The 16,377-nt window shown below is 67.2% G+C and carries 14 protein-coding genes; 6 read left to right on the plus strand and 8 right to left on the minus strand.

All coding sequences use genetic code 11. The annotated features are described in order from the left end of the window. Window positions 1-42: 42 nt before the first annotated feature. Complete coding sequence (locus ACZ60B_RS03290; protein WP_469383759.1) at window positions 43-1,437, minus strand: serine hydrolase domain-containing protein; 1,395 nt, start codon at window positions 1,435-1,437, stop codon at window positions 43-45. A gap of 60 nt (window positions 1,438-1,497) precedes the next feature. After that, complete coding sequence (gene dnaB / locus ACZ60B_RS03295; RefSeq protein ID WP_469383761.1) at window positions 1,498-2,976, minus strand: replicative DNA helicase; 1,479 nt, start codon at window positions 2,974-2,976, stop codon at window positions 1,498-1,500. A 460-nt stretch (window positions 2,977-3,436) separates the two neighbouring features. Between dnaB and ACZ60B_RS03300 the strand changes: the two genes are divergently transcribed. After that, window positions 3,437-4,774, plus strand: a complete 1,338-nt coding sequence (locus ACZ60B_RS03300) for an MATE family efflux transporter (RefSeq protein WP_469383764.1) — start codon at window positions 3,437-3,439, stop codon at window positions 4,772-4,774. A gap of 179 nt (window positions 4,775-4,953) precedes the next feature. On the opposite strand, the gene rplI is transcribed toward ACZ60B_RS03300, so the two are convergent. The 4 genes from rplI to rpsF all read right to left on the minus strand — a co-directional run bounded on the left by rplI (window position 4,954) and on the right by rpsF (window position 6,686). Beyond that, entirely contained in the window at window positions 4,954-5,400 is a 447-nt protein-coding gene (gene rplI, locus ACZ60B_RS03305; protein ID WP_469383765.1) for a 50S ribosomal protein L9, read from the minus strand. Window positions 5,401-5,418: 18 nt separating this feature from the next. Further along, window positions 5,419-5,655: a 30S ribosomal protein S18 gene (gene rpsR, locus ACZ60B_RS03310; RefSeq protein ID WP_003949403.1), complete on the minus strand. Its 237-nt coding sequence runs from the start codon at window positions 5,653-5,655 to the stop codon at window positions 5,419-5,421. A gap of 81 nt (window positions 5,656-5,736) precedes the next feature. Beyond that, window positions 5,737-6,318 (minus strand): single-stranded DNA-binding protein, encoded by a 582-nt coding sequence (locus ACZ60B_RS03315; protein WP_469383767.1) that lies wholly within the window; start codon window positions 6,316-6,318, stop codon window positions 5,737-5,739. A 77-nt stretch (window positions 6,319-6,395) separates the two neighbouring features. Continuing rightward, entirely contained in the window at window positions 6,396-6,686 is a 291-nt protein-coding gene (gene rpsF / locus ACZ60B_RS03320; RefSeq protein ID WP_010353482.1) for a 30S ribosomal protein S6, read from the minus strand. 286 nt (window positions 6,687-6,972) lie between these two features. Between rpsF and ACZ60B_RS03325 the strand changes: the two genes are divergently transcribed. From ACZ60B_RS03325 to ACZ60B_RS03335, 3 genes are all read left to right on the plus strand, one after another. Next, window positions 6,973-7,284 carry a hypothetical protein gene (locus ACZ60B_RS03325; protein ID WP_450661075.1) on the plus strand — a complete coding sequence of 104 codons (312 nt, stop codon included), beginning with the start codon at window positions 6,973-6,975 and terminating at the stop codon, window positions 7,282-7,284. A gap of 200 nt (window positions 7,285-7,484) precedes the next feature. After that, the gene (gene femX, locus ACZ60B_RS03330) at window positions 7,485-8,606 is read left to right on the plus strand and encodes a peptidoglycan bridge formation glycyltransferase FemX (RefSeq protein WP_152888332.1); all 1,122 of its coding nucleotides are present in this window, start codon (window positions 7,485-7,487) and stop codon (window positions 8,604-8,606) included. 65 nt (window positions 8,607-8,671) lie between these two features. After that, on the plus strand, window positions 8,672-9,703 hold the full coding sequence (locus ACZ60B_RS03335) for an alanine racemase (RefSeq protein WP_469383770.1): 1,032 nt from the start codon (window positions 8,672-8,674) through the stop codon (window positions 9,701-9,703). A 99-nt stretch (window positions 9,704-9,802) separates the two neighbouring features. Here ACZ60B_RS03335 and ACZ60B_RS03340 read toward each other — a convergent pair whose 3' ends face one another. Further along, window positions 9,803-11,302: a glycosyltransferase family 87 protein gene (locus tag ACZ60B_RS03340; protein WP_469383772.1), complete on the minus strand. Its 1,500-nt coding sequence runs from the start codon at window positions 11,300-11,302 to the stop codon at window positions 9,803-9,805. A 131-nt stretch (window positions 11,303-11,433) separates the two neighbouring features. Next, a complete protein-coding gene (locus ACZ60B_RS03345) occupies window positions 11,434-14,142 on the minus strand; it encodes a transglycosylase domain-containing protein (protein WP_469383774.1) in 2,709 nt (902 codons plus the stop codon). 374 nt (window positions 14,143-14,516) lie between these two features. Here ACZ60B_RS03345 and ACZ60B_RS03350 point away from each other — a divergent pair, with 374 nt between their 5' ends. Both ACZ60B_RS03350 and ACZ60B_RS03355 read left to right on the plus strand, forming a co-directional pair. Beyond that, window positions 14,517-15,200: a PadR family transcriptional regulator gene (locus ACZ60B_RS03350; RefSeq protein ID WP_469383775.1), complete on the plus strand. Its 684-nt coding sequence runs from the start codon at window positions 14,517-14,519 to the stop codon at window positions 15,198-15,200. Window positions 15,201-15,243: 43 nt separating this feature from the next. Continuing rightward, window positions 15,244-16,326, plus strand: a complete 1,083-nt coding sequence (locus ACZ60B_RS03355; RefSeq protein WP_469383777.1) for an inositol-3-phosphate synthase — start codon at window positions 15,244-15,246, stop codon at window positions 16,324-16,326. Window positions 16,327-16,377: the final 51 nt, after the last annotated feature.

Below are 16,377 nucleotides of genomic sequence, written 5' to 3' on the forward strand. Positions count from 1 at the left end.
TGGAACAGACCGCTTTTCCGTCCTCGCCGGATCCATGACGCCCTACTGGCGCGGCTTGAGACCTCGCCATCCGTCCGGGTCCACGCCACCGGGCACCGAAGCCGCCCTGTCGTAGGGCTGGCGCGTGAACACGAACGACCCGAGATCCAGGTGGTCCACGGACCCGTCCGGGCGTCGTACGGCCTTCAGGAGCTCTCCGGCGTAGTAGCCCTCCAGCCCCGTCCAGGTGCCGTCTCCGTTCGCCCGGAACCGTGAGCGCCGGCCCATGCCGGACAGCGGCTCCAGCGAGGCCGCCCCGTCGGCCGTCAGGCGCAGCGCAAAAGCCTGGGTTCCCCAGTACCACTGCCCCGTCAACTCCAGCTCTTCCGGAGCGACTTCGAGCGAAGGCCGCCAGGGCGCGGGAATCCGCGGCTCGGCCTCCGCGACGATGCGTACGAGATCGGCGCCCACAGCGCCCAGCAGCGGTCCTGAGGTGCAGTTGGCCAGCACCACCGCGGCGACGTCGTCCTCCACGCTGATGGTCAGGTTCGCGAGAAAGCCGGGCAGTGAACCGGAGTGACCGACGAGAAGCCGTCCGTCGCGCTGCTGAATCTGCATACCGAGGCCGTAGCTGATGCCGTCCGCCACGTCCGAGGGCTCGGCCGGGGCAGCCGGCGTCCGCATCTCCCGCACGGTGTCGGCACTCAGCACGCGGTCGTCCCCCCGGGCCAGGAAGACGGCGAAGCGGGCCAGGTCACCGGACGTGGACCAGAGCTGTCCGGCCGGCGCCATGATTCCCAGATCCTCCACGGACTCGGGCAGCAGCGCGTCGGCCCACGGATGGACCGCCCATCCACCCGCGTGGGGCTCCTGAGGCTGGGCACTCGTCCGCTCCAGCCCCAGCGGTTCCAGCACTTCACGCCGAAGGACGTCCTCCCAGGAGGCGCCGCGCAGCTTCTCCACCAGCGCTCCCAGCAAGGTGTATCCGGGATTCGAGTAGTGGAACCGACGACCGACGGGGTGCAGCAGGGGCTTTTCACCGAGCACATCGGCGAGTTCCGGCCGCAGCGATCCCGGGGTGCGCTCCCACCAGGGGGCAGGCGACTCGGCGGCGATCCCGCCGGTGTGGGCGAGCAGATCGGCGATGGTGACCTCGCCCGCGCCGGTCCCCGGCAGATGCTTCTCCAGCGGATCGCCCAGGTCCAGCAGGCCCTCCTCACGCAGTCGCAGGACGAGCACGGCGGTGAAGGTCTTGGTGATCGAGCCGATCCGGTACTGCACACGCTCGTCCGGGCCGTGCCCGTCCACCGAGGTCCGGGCGCCGTGCCAGACGGCCCGCCCGTCCCGTACGACGGTCGCGACCAGCGACGGCGCCCGCCCCTCCGCCTGGGCCACGGCGATGCGATGGAGCAGCGCCCGGCATGTACCGGGCAGCAGTTGTTCCTGAGAAGACGTCATGGCCCCAGTCCACCCGGCCCGGCATCCCACGTCGAATCCATTTCGTCGGAGCCGCCCGGATCAGGTCTGTGCCATGTCCACGAATCGCGAGTAGTGGCCCTGGAAAGCCACGGTGATCGTCGCCGTCGGACCGTTACGGTGCTTGCCCACGATGATGTCCGCCTCGCCCGCGCGCGGCGACTCCTTCTCGTAGGCGTCCTCGCGGTGCAGCAGGATCACCATGTCGGCGTCCTGCTCGATGGAGCCGGACTCACGCAGGTCGGACACCATCGGCTTCTTGTCCGTGCGCTGCTCGGGACCACGGTTGAGCTGGGAGAGCGCGATCACCGGCACCTCCAGCTCCTTGGCGAGGAGCTTGAGGTTACGGGACATGTCCGAGACCTCCTGCTGACGGCTCTCGGAGCGCTTGGACCCGCCGGCCTGCATCAGCTGGAGATAGTCGATGATGACCAGCTTGATGTCGTTGCGCTGCTTGAGCCGACGGCACTTCGCGCGGATCTCCATCATCGACAGGTTCGGGGAGTCGTCGATGAAGAGCGGCGCGGACGACACCTCGGGCATCCGGCGGGCCAGCCGGGTCCAGTCCTCGTCCGTCATGGTGCCGGAGCGCATGTGGTGCAGCGCGACACGGGCTTCGGCGGACAGCAGACGCATCGCGATCTCGTTGCGGCCCATTTCGAGGGAGAAGATGACGCTCGGCAGGTTGTGCTTGATCGACGCGGCTCGGGCGAAGTCCAGTGCGAGGGTCGACTTACCCATGGCCGGTCGGGCGGCGATGACGATCATCTGGCCGGGGTGCAGGCCGTTGGTGAGCGAGTCGAGGTCGGTGAAGCCGGTGGGCACACCGGTCATCTCACCGCTGCGCGAGCCGATCGCCTCGATCTCGTCGAGCGCGCCCTCCATGATGTCGCCCAGCGGCAGATAGTCCTCGCTGGTGCGCTGCTCGGTGACCGCGTAGATCTCGGCCTGGGCCCGGTTGACGATCTCGTCCACATCGTCGTCGGCCGCGTAACCCATCTGGGTGATGCGGGTGCCGGCTTCGACAAGTCGGCGGAGAACCGCCCGCTCGTGAACGATCTCCGCGTAGTACTCGGCGTTGGCCGCCGTCGGGACGGTCTGGACGAGTGTGTGCAGATACGACGCGCCGCCGACCTTGTTGATCTCACCACGCTTGGTGAGTTCCGCGGCGATGGTGATCGGGTCGGCCGGCTCGCCCTTGGCGTAGACGTCGAGGATCGCCTGAAAGATCGTTTCGTGGGCGGGCTTGTAGAAGTCGTGGCCCTTGAGGACCTCGACGACATCGGCGATGGCGTCCTTGGACAGCAGCATGCCACCGAGGACGGACTGCTCGGCGTCGAGGTCCTGCGGGGGTACGCGCTCGAAGGCCGTGCCCCCGCCCTCCCACGCACCGTCGTCCCGGCCTCGGTCGTGCTGCTCGCCGCGGCCGCGACCGCCGTCGGCGCGGTGGCGGGACGCGGGCAGACGATCACTGGGACCGCTGTCGGCCCACGGATCGTCCAAGGGCTCGGAAATGCTCACCGAGCCACCTCCTCCCGTCCGCGGAGCGGACCTCGCCGCGCTACTCATTTCTACGGCACGGCACTGACAGATGAGAGGCCCAGACTCCGGTTCCGTCGCGTCTGTTTTGTGATGGTTCTCTGGTCGACGGGCGGAGCGGGCGCCGGACCACGGTAGGCCTGCGGGCACCGTCAGCCAATCTGGTTATCCACAGGCCTTGTGGACGACGGCCCCGATGCTGTGGAGAACTTCGCAAAACCTGTGTACGACGCGGTGGACAGGCCTGTGAACAAGCTCCCATCCCCAACAGAACAGGCGCCTTGACCAGGCACTTTCCCATCCACGACCTGTGCAGAAGAAAAACTTTCCAAGTCGGGCCAAGATCCCCTCGAACGCTGCGCGAAAGTCCACACAGCTCAAAGGGTGGTAAGGGTCACTAATGCTTTGTATCTCTTACCTGTGGACGGTTAGATTAGTGCTCATGACACAGGCTCCCGCGCCCGCCAGGGCCGTCCGGCGGCAGCACGACCGCGAGATCGTCGCGCTGGCCGTTCCGGCCTTCGGCGCACTGGTCGCCGAGCCCCTCTTCGTCATGGCCGACAGCGCCATCGTCGGCCATCTCGGCACCGCACAACTCGCCGGACTCGGCATCGCCTCGGCTCTTCTCACCACAGCCGTCAGCGTCTTCGTCTTCCTCGCCTACGCCACCACGGCAGCCGTGGCACGCCGGGTCGGCGCGGGCGATCTCCAGGCGGCCATCCGCCAGGGCATGGACGGCATCTGGCTGGCGCTGCTGCTCGGTGCCGCCGTCATCGTCACCGTGCTTCCCTCGGCTCCAGCCCTCGTGAACCTCTTCGGCGCATCGAACACGGCGGCCCCGTACGCCACCACCTATCTGCGCGTCTCCTCCCTCGGCATCCCGGCCATGCTGGTCGTGCTCGCCGCCACCGGAGTACTGCGCGGTCTGCAGAACACCAGAACACCGCTCTACGTCGCCATCGGCGGCTTCGTCGCCAACGCCGTGCTCAACACGGGCCTTGTCTATGGCGTCGGACTCGGCATCGCCGGCTCCGCCTGGGGCACCGTCATCGCGCAGTACGGCATGGCCGCCGTCTATCTCGTGGTGGTCGTCCGCGGAGCCCGCGAGCACGGAGCCTCACTGCGTCCCGATGCCAAGGGGATCAGGGCCTGTGCACAGGCGGGTGCGCCTCTGCTGGTCCGCACTCTCTCCCTGCGGGCGATTCTGATGATCGCCACGGCCGTCGCGGCCCGTCTCGGCGACGCCGACATCGCGGCACATCAGATCATCCTGTCCCTGTGGAGCCTGCTGGCCTTCGCTCTCGACGCCATCGCGATCGCGGGGCAGGCCATCATCGGGCGGTACCTCGGCGCCGACGACGCCCTGGGCGCCCGCGAAGCCTGTCGTCGCATGGCGCAGTGGGGCATCGCCGCAGGCTTCGCACTCGGCCTGCTCGTGGTCCTCGCCCGTCCTCTGTTTCTGCCCCTGTTCACCAGCGACACGCTGGTGAAGGACACAGCCCTGCCGGCACTGCTCATGGTGGCGCTCTCGCAGCCCGTCTGCGGCATCGTCTTCGTCCTGGACGGCGTCCTGATGGGAGCGGGCGACGGCCCGTATCTGGCCCGGGCGATGGTGGTGACCCTGGCGGTCTTCGCTCCGGTAGCGCTCCTGGTCCCACTTCTCGGCGGCGGTCTCACCGCATTGTGGGGAGCCATGACGCTGATGATGACCGTGCGCATGCTGACGCTATGGCTGCGTACCCGCTCCGGACGCTGGATCGTCACGGGTGCGTCGCGCTGACCGTTTCACGTGAAACCGACGTTTCACGTGAAACATGCCCAGTACCGCACCGGCCACGAGGCCGATGCAGCGCCCACAACTCCCACGCTCCTGGCGACCTCACTCGCTCCAGCCATGCGGAAGGGGCCGCACCCTGACGGGTGCGGCCCCTTCCCGGCTGTTCAAGCCAAGCGCGGAGATCAGGCCGCGATGACCTCGATGTTGACCTTGGCGGCAACCTCGGGGTGCAGACGCACGGACGTCTCGTGGGCGCCCAGCGTCTTGATCGGCGCGCCCAGCTCGATGCGGCGCTTGTCGACCTCGGGGCCACCGGAAGCCTTGATCGCCGAAGCGATGTCGGCCGGGGTGACGGAACCGAAGAGACGACCGGCGTCGCCGGAGCGAACGGCCAGGCGGACCTTGACGCCCTCGAGCTGGGCCTTCACGGAGTTGGCCTGCTCGATGGTCTGGATCTCGTGGATCTTGCGAGCACGACGGATCTGCTCGACGTCCTTCTCGCCACCCTTGGTCCAGCGGATAGCGAACTTCCGCGGGATCAGGTAGTTGCGAGCGTAACCGTCCTTGACGTCCACGACGTCGCCCGCGGCACCGAGGCCGGAGACCTCGTGGGTGAGGATGATCTTCATGAGTCGGTCACCCTTCCCTTATCGCGCGGTGGAGGTGTAGGGCAGCAGCGCCATCTCACGGCTGTTCTTGACGGCCGTGGCGACGTCACGCTGGTGCTGCGTGCAGTTGCCGGTCACGCGGCGGGCACGGATCTTGCCGCGGTCGGAAATGAACTTCCGCAGCATGTTCGTGTCCTTGTAGTCCACGTACGTGACCTTGTCCTTGCAGAAAGCGCAGACCTTCTTCTTAGGCTTGCGCACAGGCGGCTTCGCCATGGTGTTTCTCCTGTGTGATCAAGAAGTTGGGATACGGCCCGCCTTCGACCCGGTCGGGCCCGAGGGGCCCGGCCCGTAGGCCTAGAAGGGGGGCTCGTCCGAGTAGCCGCCACCGCCGCCGGAGTTTCCACCCCAGCCGCCGCCACCCTGGTTGCCGCCGACGGGAGCGCTGGAAGCCCACGGGTCGTCGGCAGGAGCGCCGCCGCCCTGCTGGCCGCCGCCGGAGTTTCCACCCCAGCCGCCGCCACCTTGGTTGCCACCGCCGCCGTAACCACCCTGGCCGCCCTGGCCACCGCGACCGGCGGTCTTGGCGACCTTGGCCGTGGCGTTGCGCAGGCTGGGGCCGACTTCCTCGACGTCCAGTTCGTAGACCGTGCGCTTGACGCCCTCGCGGTCCTCGTAGGACCTCTGCTTCAGCCGGCCCTGCACGATGACGCGCATGCCCTTCTGAAGCGACTCGGCGACGTTCTCCGCCGCCTGACGCCAGACCGAGCAGGTCAGGAACAGGCTCTCGCCGTCCTTCCACTCGTTCGTCTGGCGGTCGAAGGTGCGGGGAGTGGACGCGATGCGGAACTTCGCGACCGCCGCACCGGACGGGGTGAAGCGCAGCTCGGGGTCATCGACAAGATTGCCGACGACCGTGATGACGGTCTCGCCTGCCATGGGGGAACCTCTCGGCGGGTTTGCTGCTGGCTGCTGGTGCTGCTACTCGAATCCCGAGATCAGCTGAGCGGGAGAGCTCAGTGGGTCTCGGGACGGAGGACCTTGGTCCGGAGGACCGACTCGTTCAGGTTCATCTGGCGGTCGAGCTCCTTGACGATCGCAGGCTCGGCCTGCAGATCGATGACCGAGTAGATGCCCTCGGGCTTCTTCTTGATCTCGTACGAGAGACGACGACGGCCCCAGGTGTCGACCTTCTCGACCTTTCCGTTGCCCTCGCGGACGACGGAGAGGAAGTTCTCGATCAGGGGGGCGACAGCGCGCTCCTCCAGATCGGGGTCGAGGATGACCATCACCTCGTAGTGACGCATGTGTAACCCACCTCCTTTGGACTCAGCGGCCACGGTCGTTCCGTGGCAGGAGGGTTGTGATGCGTACGCAACGGTATCGGCCGCCACTGACAATCGGGGGTCGTCGGACGACGTCCCCGTTCTGGCCTGGGCGGATCCCTGGCTGAGCCTGGGCAGACACCGGTGCAGACGCTACAGACTACCCGCACACCTGCTTCCGGTTGAAATCCGAGGGTGGGGACCGTCAATCTGTACACATCGGGTGTGTACGGCGCTACGATGCGCCGCCTTCCGCAGGAGGTGCCCTATGGCACAGGCATTGCGACCCAACACCGTCGGCGGACTCTTCGCCACGGACGGAAAGCCCCATGTACTCCAGGACACCCTGCTCGTGGTGACCCTGGTGCTGGGCATCACGGCTCTCGTCTCCTCGGCTTTCCACAGCCTGCACCTGCTCAGCTCCTGGGCCGGCCTGGTGGGGATCGTCACCGGCGCCTACGGCCAGTGGATCTCCGAGACGACCCGCGAGCGCTTCGGGCTGATCCTGGGCCTCGGTGCCTCGGCCCTCGGCTTCTATCTCGGCATGGCACACGGCGGACTCTTCGGCGGACTTTTCTGAGTCCGCCGAAGGCTCCGTCGAACCACACGAAGTCCCCACACAAGGACACCGTGCGGACCACTGCGGACGCCCCGGCCGGTCTCCGTGCCGGGGCATCCCCCCATACGCCCATTCGAGCCGCTCGCACGGCGCAGTAGGCTTCGCGCGAGAGCCGGAGCCCCTGTACCCATGGGGACAGCCCAGCCCGAGGAGCCCCCCGAATGAGCCTGACCCTGAGGACCATCAGCCGCGAGCAACATCTGGCATACATCCAGAGCCTGCCGGCGGCGAGTCACATGCAGGTTCCGGCCTGGGCAGATGTGAAGGCGGAGTGGCGCTCCGAAAACCTCGGCTGGTTCGACGAGCGCACCGGCGAGATGGTCGGCGCGGGCCTGGTCCTCTACCGCCAGCTGCCCAAGATCAAGCGCTATCTGGCCTATCTGCCCGAGGGCCCGGTCATCAACTGGTACGCGCCGAACCTCACCGAGTGGCTCGAGCCGATGCTCGCGCACCTCAAGCAACAGGGCGCCTTCTCCGTGAAGATGGGCCCCCCGGTGATCATCCGGCGCTGGGAGGCCACCTCCATCAAGGCCGGCATCCAGAACCCGGACGTGAAGCGGCTGCGGGACATCGAGGCCGACTTCATCGAGCCGCGCGCGTTCGAGGTGGCCGACAAGCTGCGCCGCATGGGCTGGCAGCAGGGCGAGGACGGCGGTGCCGGCTTCGGCGACGTCCAGCCCCGCTACGTCTACCAGGTGCCGCTGGCCAACCGCTCCCTGGAAGAGGTCCACAAGAACTTCAACCAGCTGTGGCGCCGCAACATCAAGAAGGCCGAGAAGGCCGGTGTCGAGGTCGTCCAGGGCGGTTACCACGACCTGGAGGAATGGCAGCGCCTGTACGAGATCACGGCCGTGCGCGACCACTTCAGGCCCCGCCCGCTCTCGTACTTCCAGCGCATGTGGACGGCCCTCAACACCGAGGACCCCAACCGCATGCGGCTGTACTTCGCGCGGCACAACGGCGTGAACCTGTCGGCGGCGACGATGCTGATCGTCGGCGGCCACGTCTGGTACTCCTACGGCGCCTCCGACAACATCGGTCGTGAGTTCCGCCCCTCGAACGCGATGCAGTGGCGGATGCTGCGCGACGCCTACGCACTCGGCGCCACGGTCTACGACCTGCGCGGAATCTCCGACTCACTGGACGAGACCGACCACCTCTTCGGCCTGATCCAGTTCAAGGTGGGTACGGGCGGACAGGCCGCCGAATACCTCGGCGAATGGGACTTCCCGCTGAACAAACTGCTCCACAAGGCCCTCGACATCTACATGTCGCGACGCTGACCTCACGTTCAGTGCTTCCATACCTCTGACACACCGCTGCCACCAGAAAGGTTCCAGGTCCGGCCATGGCGCTCACCCTCTACGTCGACACCGCGCGCTGGCGGGCGCACCACAAGCACGTGCAGGAGCAGTTCCCGGGACTCGTCCCGGTCTGCAAGGGCAACGGCTACGGCTTCGGTCACGAGCGGCTGGCCGAGGAGGCCACGCGGCTGGGCTCGGACATCCTGGCCGTCGGCACGACGTACGAGGCCGCGCGCATCAAGGACTGGTTCGGCGGCGATCTGCTGGTGCTGACGCCGTACCGGCGCGGGGAGGAGCCCGTGCCGCTGCCGGACCGGGTGATCCGCTCGGTGTCGTCCATCGACGGTGTGTACGGCCTGGTCGGTGCCCGGGTGGTCATCGAGGTGATGTCCTCGATGAAGCGGCACGGCATCAGTGAGCAGGACCTGTCCCAGCTCCACTCCGCCATCGAGAACGTCCGCCTCGAGGGCTTCGCGATCCATCTGCCGCTGGACCGGACCGACGGCTCGGACGCCGTCGAGGAGGTCATCGGCTGGATGGACCGGCTGCGCGCGGCCCGGCTGCCGCTGCACACCATGTTCGTCAGCCACCTCAAGGCGCAGGAACTCGCCAGGCTGCAACAGCAGTTCCCGCAGACCCGCTTCCGTGCCCGCATCGGCACGCGGCTGTGGCTGGGGGACCACGAGGCCACCGAGTACCGGGGCGCCGTCCTGGACGTCACGCGTGTGGCCAAGGGCGACCGGTTCGGCTACCGGCAGCAGAAGGCGGCCTCCGAGGGCTATCTGGTGGTCGTGGCGGGCGGTACCTCGCACGGGGTGGGTCTGGAGGCCCCCAAGGCCCTGCACGGCGTCATGCCGCGCGCCAAGGGCGTCGCCCGTGCCGGCCTGGCCACGGTGAACCGGAACCTCTCGCCGTTCGTCTGGGACGGCAAGCAGCGCTGGTTCGCCGAACCGCCGCACATGCAGGTCTCCATCCTGTTCGTACCCGCGGACTCCGCGGAACCGAAGGTCGGCGAGGAGCTGGTGGCCCATCTGCGGCACACCACCACCCAGTTCGACCGCATCGTCGACCGCTGAGCGGTGCGGGTCCGGCGCTGAGCCGCACGCGTAAGCCGAAGGCCGTACACGGAGTCTCCGTGTACGGCCTTTCGTGTGACCCGCCCGCGCCCTGTTCGCTCAGAGCGAACCGTCGGTCGGCTCCTGCTTGCCCCACTCCACCTGCGGGCCGTCGAACGGGACGGCGTGCCTGGGCGGATGGGCCGCCGAGCCGAGCACGAACACGTCCGCCGCGCCGTCGAGCACCCCGCCCGAGGGGTCGTCGTCGCCCGCACGGCGGACCACGTCCCGCTCCGGCATGAGGATGTCACGCACGACGACGGCACACAGGTACAGCGTCCCCAGCAGGTGCACGCCGATGGCCCAGTGGTAGCCGTCGGTCGGCAGACCCTTGTGGGCGTCCCCGCTGGTCGTGTACGCGAGGTACAGCCAGATCCCCAGGAAGTACGCCACCTCGCAGGCCTGCCAGATCAGGAAGTCCCGCCACTTCGGCCGGGCCAGCACGGCCAGCGGCACCAGCCACAGGACGTACTGCGGGGAGTACACCTTGTTGGTGAGGATGAACGCCGCGACGATCAGAAAGGCCAGCTGTGCGAAGCGCGGCCGGCGCGGAGCCGTGAAGGTCAGGGCCGCGATGCCCACGCAGCAGAGCAGCACCAGGACCATGGCCACGGTGTTGACCGAGTCGGTGCTGAGCGGATGGGTCGAGTTCTGCGCCATGATCAGCCAGAAGGATCCGAAGTCGACGCCTCGGTCATGGCTGAACGTGTAGAACTTCGACCAGCCCTCGAAGGCGAAGAGCATCACCGGCAGGTTCACCACGACCCAGGAGACGGCCGCGCCTCCCAAGGCCTTGCCGAAGTCCCGCCACTTGCCCGCACGCCAGCACAGCACGAACAGCGGACCGAGCAGGAAGACGGGATAGAGCTTGGCGGCCGTGGCGAGCCCCAGGAGGACGCCGAAGGCGAGGGAACGGCCCCGCGACCACATCAGCATCGCGGCGGCGGTCAGAGCGACCGCCAGGAGGTCCCAGTTGATGGTGGCGGTCAGCGCGAAGGCCGGTGCCAGAGCGACCAGCAGGCCGTCCCAGGGGCGACGGCCGTGGGTGCGGGAGACACAGACGACGATGACGGCCGCACAGGCCATCAGCATCCCCGCGTTGACCATCCAGTACCACTGCTCCTGGTGCTGGATCGTGCCGCTTCCGGGCGTCAGCCAGGCGGCCACCTCCATGAACACACCCGTCAGCACCGGGTACTCGAGGTACTGCATGTCGCCGGGGAGCTTGTCGAAGTACGGCACGAGCCCGTCGGCGAATCCGCGTCCCTGATAGAGGTGCGGAATGTCCGAGTAGCACGCATGCGTGTACTGGGAGCTGGCGCCGAAGAACCAGCCGCTGTCGTAGCACGGCATCTTCTGGACGAGACCGAGGGCGAACATCCCGATCGCCACAAGCGCGACGACTCGCACCGGGGTCCACCAGGACGTCCCCAGCAGGGCACGCCGGCCGATGGGACCACCGATCAGCTCGCTGGCGGCCGCCGCGACCTCGTCGTCCCTGGTCGGCCGTACCGGATCGGGCTCGTGCACGCTCGTCGATGTCGATTCTGCACTGGGCATGGGGCACATCCTGCCGTACGCACCTAGGAATACACCGAGGGCCGCCACACCTGAATCGGTGCGACGGCCCTCGTTTCACGTGAAACATTCGGGCGTTTCACGTGAAACACCCACGCCGGGGATGTGCGCGACTATCCGGTCGTTCCTCCGAAGATGCCGCCTCCGTTGCCGTTGGTATTGCCTCTCGAGGTGTCGGCCGTGTCCGTGGCCGTCGGCGAGGAGGTCACCCCGCCGTCGGTGGTACCGCCGTCCGTGGTGCCGGCGTCGGTGGAGCCACCGTTGTTACCACCGTTGCTGTTGTTGCAGAAACGGGTGAACCGGCAGGTCTCGCTCGCCGAGGGAGACGGGCTGGTCAGCGTCTCCGAAGGCGTCGGGCTCGGGCTCGCCTCTTCGCTCTCGGTGGCCGAGGGCGTCGGGGACGGCGAGGGCTGCGCGTTGACGACCTCACCGATGGGCTCGGGGGTCGGGAACTTCTCCGCCTCCTCGCCCTTCAGCGCCTCCGCCATGTAGTCGTGCCAGATCTGGGCCGGGAACGACGCACCGTGGATCTTCTTCTGGCCGCCCGTTCCGTACATCTCGAGGAACGTGCGGTTCTTCTTGGTCTCGTCGTCGTCGTACCGGAACATCGTGATCGACGTGGACAGCTGCGGGGTGTAGCCGACGAACCAGGCCGACTTGTTGCCGTCGGTGGTACCGGTCTTGCCCGCCACATCGCGGCCGGGCAGCTGGGCGTTGGTACCCGTGCCCTTCTCGACCACGGTCTTCAGGACGTCGGTGACGTTGTCGGCGACCGCCGGGGTGAAGGCCTCTTCGGACTTGACCTTGTGCGTGTAGACCGGGCCGTCCTTGCTGGTCACCGACTGGACGGAGTACGGGCTCCGCTGCTTGCCGCTGGCCGCGAAGGTGGCGTACGCGCCCGCCATGCGGATGGCGCTGGGGTCCGAGATGCCGATGGAGAAGGACGGGAAGCTGGTGCCGGTCAGGCTGGACTCCAGCAGACCCGCGTCCACGGCCGACTCCTTCACCTTGTCCAGACCGACATCCATGCCGAGCTGGACGAAGGCGGAGTTGACCGACTCCCGCATCGCCTCACGAAGATCGATCTGGTACTTGGGCGCGGCGCCGTACGAGGCGTTGCCGTCGTTGGTCTGCAGCCACTCCTCGCCCTTCTCGTTCCTCCAGACCTCCCCGTTGTACTCCTTGATCTTGAGCTTGTTCTGACCGCTGAACAGGCTCTTCGGAGAGGCGATGGTGCGCTCGTCCTGCGCCTGCGACGCCAGACCCTTGGGATCCTTGACGCCCCACTTCATCGCCGCGGCGAGCACGAACGGCTTGAACGTGGAGCCGACCTGGGCACCGGTGGTGTCGGCGTTGTCGGTGAAGTGCTTGGTCGCGTCCTCACCGCCGTAGATGGCCTTGATGGCACCGGTCGCCGGATCCACGGACGCCCCGCCGAACTGGACGTGGGTGTCGGTCTCCGGGCGCTCCTTGGGCTTGATGTTCGCCTTCTGGACCTTGGAGACGGCGGCTTCGAGTTCCTTGACCTTCTTCTTGTCGAAGGTCGTACGGATCGAGTAGCCGCCCTGCGTGAGCTTCTTCTGGGTGATTCCGGTCTCGTCGCTGTGGGTCACCAGGTAGCTGTTGGCGAGGTCGACGAGATATCCGACCTGGCCGCCGAGCTGGGTGTTCGAGCGCGGGTTCTTCCAGTCGGGCATCTTGGTGTACTGGGCCCTGACCGCGGCCTCCAAGTGGCCGTACTCGACCATCTTGTCGAGGGTGTCCTGCATCTGGCGAAAAGCCCGCTTGCTGTTCGCGTCGGGAGTGGCGGTCGTGTCGTAGGTGACACCGCCGGCGGGGTCGTAGTACGTGGCGCCCTTGAGCATCGCCGCCAGGAAGGCGCACTCGCCCGGGTTCAGCTTGATGGCGTCCTTGTTGAAGTACGCACGGGCGGCGGCCTGTATTCCGTAGGCGTTACGCCCGTAGTACGCGGAGTTCAGGTAGCCCGCCATGATGTCGTCCTTCTTGACCGTGGCGCCCACCTTTATGGAGATGAAGATCTCCTTGAACTTGCGCGTGACGGTCTGCGACTGGTCGTCGAGGCGCGCGTTCTTCACGTACTGCTGGGTGATGGTGGATCCACCCTGCGTCTGACCGCCGCTCGCCATGTTCAGCACGGCGCGGGCGATGCCCTTGGGGTCGATGCCGCTGTCGGTGTAGAAGGTCTTGTTCTCCTGCGAGATCACGGCGTACTGCATCGCCTTGGGGATCTGCGACAGGTTGATGATCTGGCGGTTGGTCTCACCGCCCGTGGCGACCATCTGGGAGCCGTCGGACCAGTAGTAGACGTTGTTCTGGGCCGTCGCGGTGTCCGCGACGTTCGGCACGCTCACCATGGCGTACCCGACGCCCGCGACGACCACCAAGCTGCCCACGAAGCCGATGCACAGGCCGGAGACGAGCTTCCAGGACGGCATCCAACGGCGCCATCCGTCCTTGCCGTAGCGCGGATAGTCGATGAGGCGTTTCCTGCCGGGCGCGGTCGCACGCCCCCTGCCTCGTCCAGGGCCGGCGGGGCCGCCTTGGCGACCTCCGGGGCCGTTGTCGGCCACTCTGCGGCGGCCTCCACCTCTCTGCGCCGCGCGTCGGGCCTCGGCACGGCTGCCGTACGACGACTCATCGCCATCCGGCTCATAGGAATCCGACCCGTACGAATCGGACAGAGACCCGGTGGCGCCTCGCGGTGCCGCACGGCGACCGGAGGACGGACCGGACTGGCCACGTCGGGTCGCGGCACGTCCGCCTCCCTGCGGCTGCGGCGGTTTGCGACGGTGCTCGCTCATCGAACGATTACTCCTCGGGCAGGCGCACCCTTGCGCGCCTGGAAACGGCGGCTGGTTTCCGGTCCCCCCGAAGTACGGATGTGGTCGGTCTCGCATTCACCCGTACTGCACCGAGGACGAGGACGTCCCCAGGCGTCACTCGGTTCCCGGTGGTGTGCATGGCGCACAGACTACGCACCGCCAAAACCCGCCGAGCTCCGAAGTTCACCCCAAATCAGGCAACTTGCACACAACGAATCTGCGATGTGATCCCGTTCACCCTCCCTCCCCTTGTCCCATGAGGAAGGTCGTTCTATCGTGCTGATGTATCGAGTCGATACATCAGCACGACATAGCAACCGTCACGGCCAGTCCGCGGCAGAGAGGAGGCGACGATGAGCCGGCGTTCCGGGATCCTCGAGTTCGCCGTACTCGGCCTGCTCCGCGAATCCCCGATGCACGGCTATGAGCTGCGCAAACGACTCAATACGTCACTCGGTGTGTTCCGGGCGTTCAGCTACGGAACGCTGTACCCCTGTCTCAAGACGCTGGTCACCAACGGCTGGTTGATCGAAGAGGCGGGCCATGCGCCCGAGGACGCCCTCGCCGCTTCCCTCGCGGGGCGTCGCGCCAAGATCGTCTACCGGTTGACGGCGGAGGGTAAGGAGCACTTCGAGGATCTGCTCTCGCAGACGGGCCCCGACGCGTACGAGGACGAACACTTCGCCGCTCGCTTCGCCTTCTTCGGGCAGACGTCACGCGACGTACGCATGCGCGTACTGGAGGGTCGCCGCAGCCGGCTGGAGGAGCGCCTCGAGAAGATGCGCGCCTCCCTGGCGCGCACCCGGGAGCGCCTCGACGACTACACGCTTGAGCTCCAGCGCCACGGAATGGAGTCCGTGGAGCGCGAAGTGCGCTGGCTGAACGAGCTCATCGAAAGTGAGCGGGCCGGACGGGACCTCCAAGGTTCCGCTTCTGGGGGGTCCGCTCAGCAGGACAACACATCTGGAGCGACGGGCGGCCTGCCCCGGCCGGGGTTCGACCCCCGGCCGGATACGCCCGACGACACCGCCACGTGAGTCCCATTCAGGGCCTCACTCGTACACACAGGGAGCAACCGGAATGGGTTCGGTTCGCGTAGCCATCGTCGGCGTGGGCAACTGCGCTGCATCGCTGGTGCAGGGCGTCGAGTACTACAAGGACGCCGACCCGGCGGCCAAGGTCCCGGGCCTGATGCACGTGCAGTTCGGCGACTACCACGTGGGTGACGTCGAGTTCGTCGCCGCCTTCGACGTCGACGCCAAGAAGGTCGGTCTCGACCTCTCCGACGCCATCGGCGCCAGCGAGAACAACACCATCAAGATCTGCGACGTCCCGAACAAGGGCGTCACGGTCCAGCGCGGCCACACCCTGGACGGTCTCGGCAAGTACTACCGCCAGACCATCGAGGAGTCCGCCGAGGCGCCGGTGGACGTCGTCCAGGTCCTCAAGGACCAGCAGGTCGACGTTCTCGTCTGCTACCTGCCCGTCGGTTCCGAGGACGCGGCGAAGTTCTACGCCCAGTGCGCCATCGACGCCAAGGTCGCCTTCGTCAACGCCCTCCCGGTCTTCATCGCCGGCACCAAGGAGTGGGCGGACAAGTTCACCGAGGCGGGCGTCCCGATCGTCGGCGACGACATCAAGTCGCAGGTCGGCGCGACCATCACGCACCGCGTGATGGCGAAGCTGTTCGAGGACCGCGGTGTCCGTCTTGAGCGCACCATGCAGCTCAACGTCGGCGGCAACATGGACTTCAAGAACATGCTCGAGCGCGACCGCCTCGAGTCGAAGAAGATCTCGAAGACCCAGGCCGTCACCTCGCAGATCCCCGACCGCGACCTGGGCGAGAAGAACGTCCACATCGGTCCGTCGGACTACGTGGCCTGGCTGGACGACCGCAAGTGGGCGTACGTCCGCCTCGAGGGCCGTGCCTTCGGCGATGTTCCGCTGAACCTGGAGTACAAGCTCGAGGTCTGGGACTCCCCGAACTCGGCCGGTGTCATCATCGACGCCCTGCGCGCCGCCAAGATCGCCAAGGACCGCGGCATCGGTGGCCCGATCCTGTCGGCCTCCTCGTACTTCATGAAGTCCCCGCCGGTCCAGTACTTCGACGACGAGGCCTTCGCCAACGTCGAGAAGTTCATCAAGGGCGAGGTCGAGCGCTAGCGAGACCGCGCGCCGAGCGTCGGCCGGGCATCGCGCCACGGCGCTGACACT

Source organism: Streptomyces sp. NPDC104096 (assembly GCF_055584385.1).

Bases quoted from the DNA above. Each gene is read 5' to 3' on its own strand.
- ACZ60B_RS03345 (WP_469383774.1), bottom strand. From the start codon at position 14,142: ATGAGCGAGCACCGTCGCAAACCGCCGCAGCCGCAGGGAGGCGGACGT.
- ACZ60B_RS03315 (WP_469383767.1), bottom strand. From the start codon at position 6,318: ATGGCAGGCGAGACCGTCATCACGGTCGTCGGCAATCTTGTCGATGAC.
- ACZ60B_RS03340 (WP_469383772.1), bottom strand. From the start codon at position 11,302: ATGCCCAGTGCAGAATCGACATCGACGAGCGTGCACGAGCCCGATCCG.
- femX (WP_152888332.1), top strand. From the start codon at position 7,485: ATGAGCCTGACCCTGAGGACCATCAGCCGCGAGCAACATCTGGCATAC.
- ACZ60B_RS03355 (WP_469383777.1), top strand. From the start codon at position 15,244: ATGGGTTCGGTTCGCGTAGCCATCGTCGGCGTGGGCAACTGCGCTGCA.
- rpsR (WP_003949403.1), bottom strand. From the start codon at position 5,655: ATGGCGAAGCCGCCTGTGCGCAAGCCTAAGAAGAAGGTCTGCGCTTTC.
- ACZ60B_RS03350 (WP_469383775.1), top strand. From the start codon at position 14,517: ATGAGCCGGCGTTCCGGGATCCTCGAGTTCGCCGTACTCGGCCTGCTC.
- ACZ60B_RS03335 (WP_469383770.1), top strand. From the start codon at position 8,672: ATGGCGCTCACCCTCTACGTCGACACCGCGCGCTGGCGGGCGCACCAC.
- ACZ60B_RS03325 (WP_450661075.1), top strand. From the start codon at position 6,973: ATGGCACAGGCATTGCGACCCAACACCGTCGGCGGACTCTTCGCCACG.
- ACZ60B_RS03300 (WP_469383764.1), top strand. From the start codon at position 3,437: ATGACACAGGCTCCCGCGCCCGCCAGGGCCGTCCGGCGGCAGCACGAC.
- rplI (WP_469383765.1), bottom strand. From the start codon at position 5,400: ATGAAGATCATCCTCACCCACGAGGTCTCCGGCCTCGGTGCCGCGGGC.
- rpsF (WP_010353482.1), bottom strand. From the start codon at position 6,686: ATGCGTCACTACGAGGTGATGGTCATCCTCGACCCCGATCTGGAGGAG.
- ACZ60B_RS03290 (WP_469383759.1), bottom strand. From the start codon at position 1,437: ATGACGTCTTCTCAGGAACAACTGCTGCCCGGTACATGCCGGGCGCTG.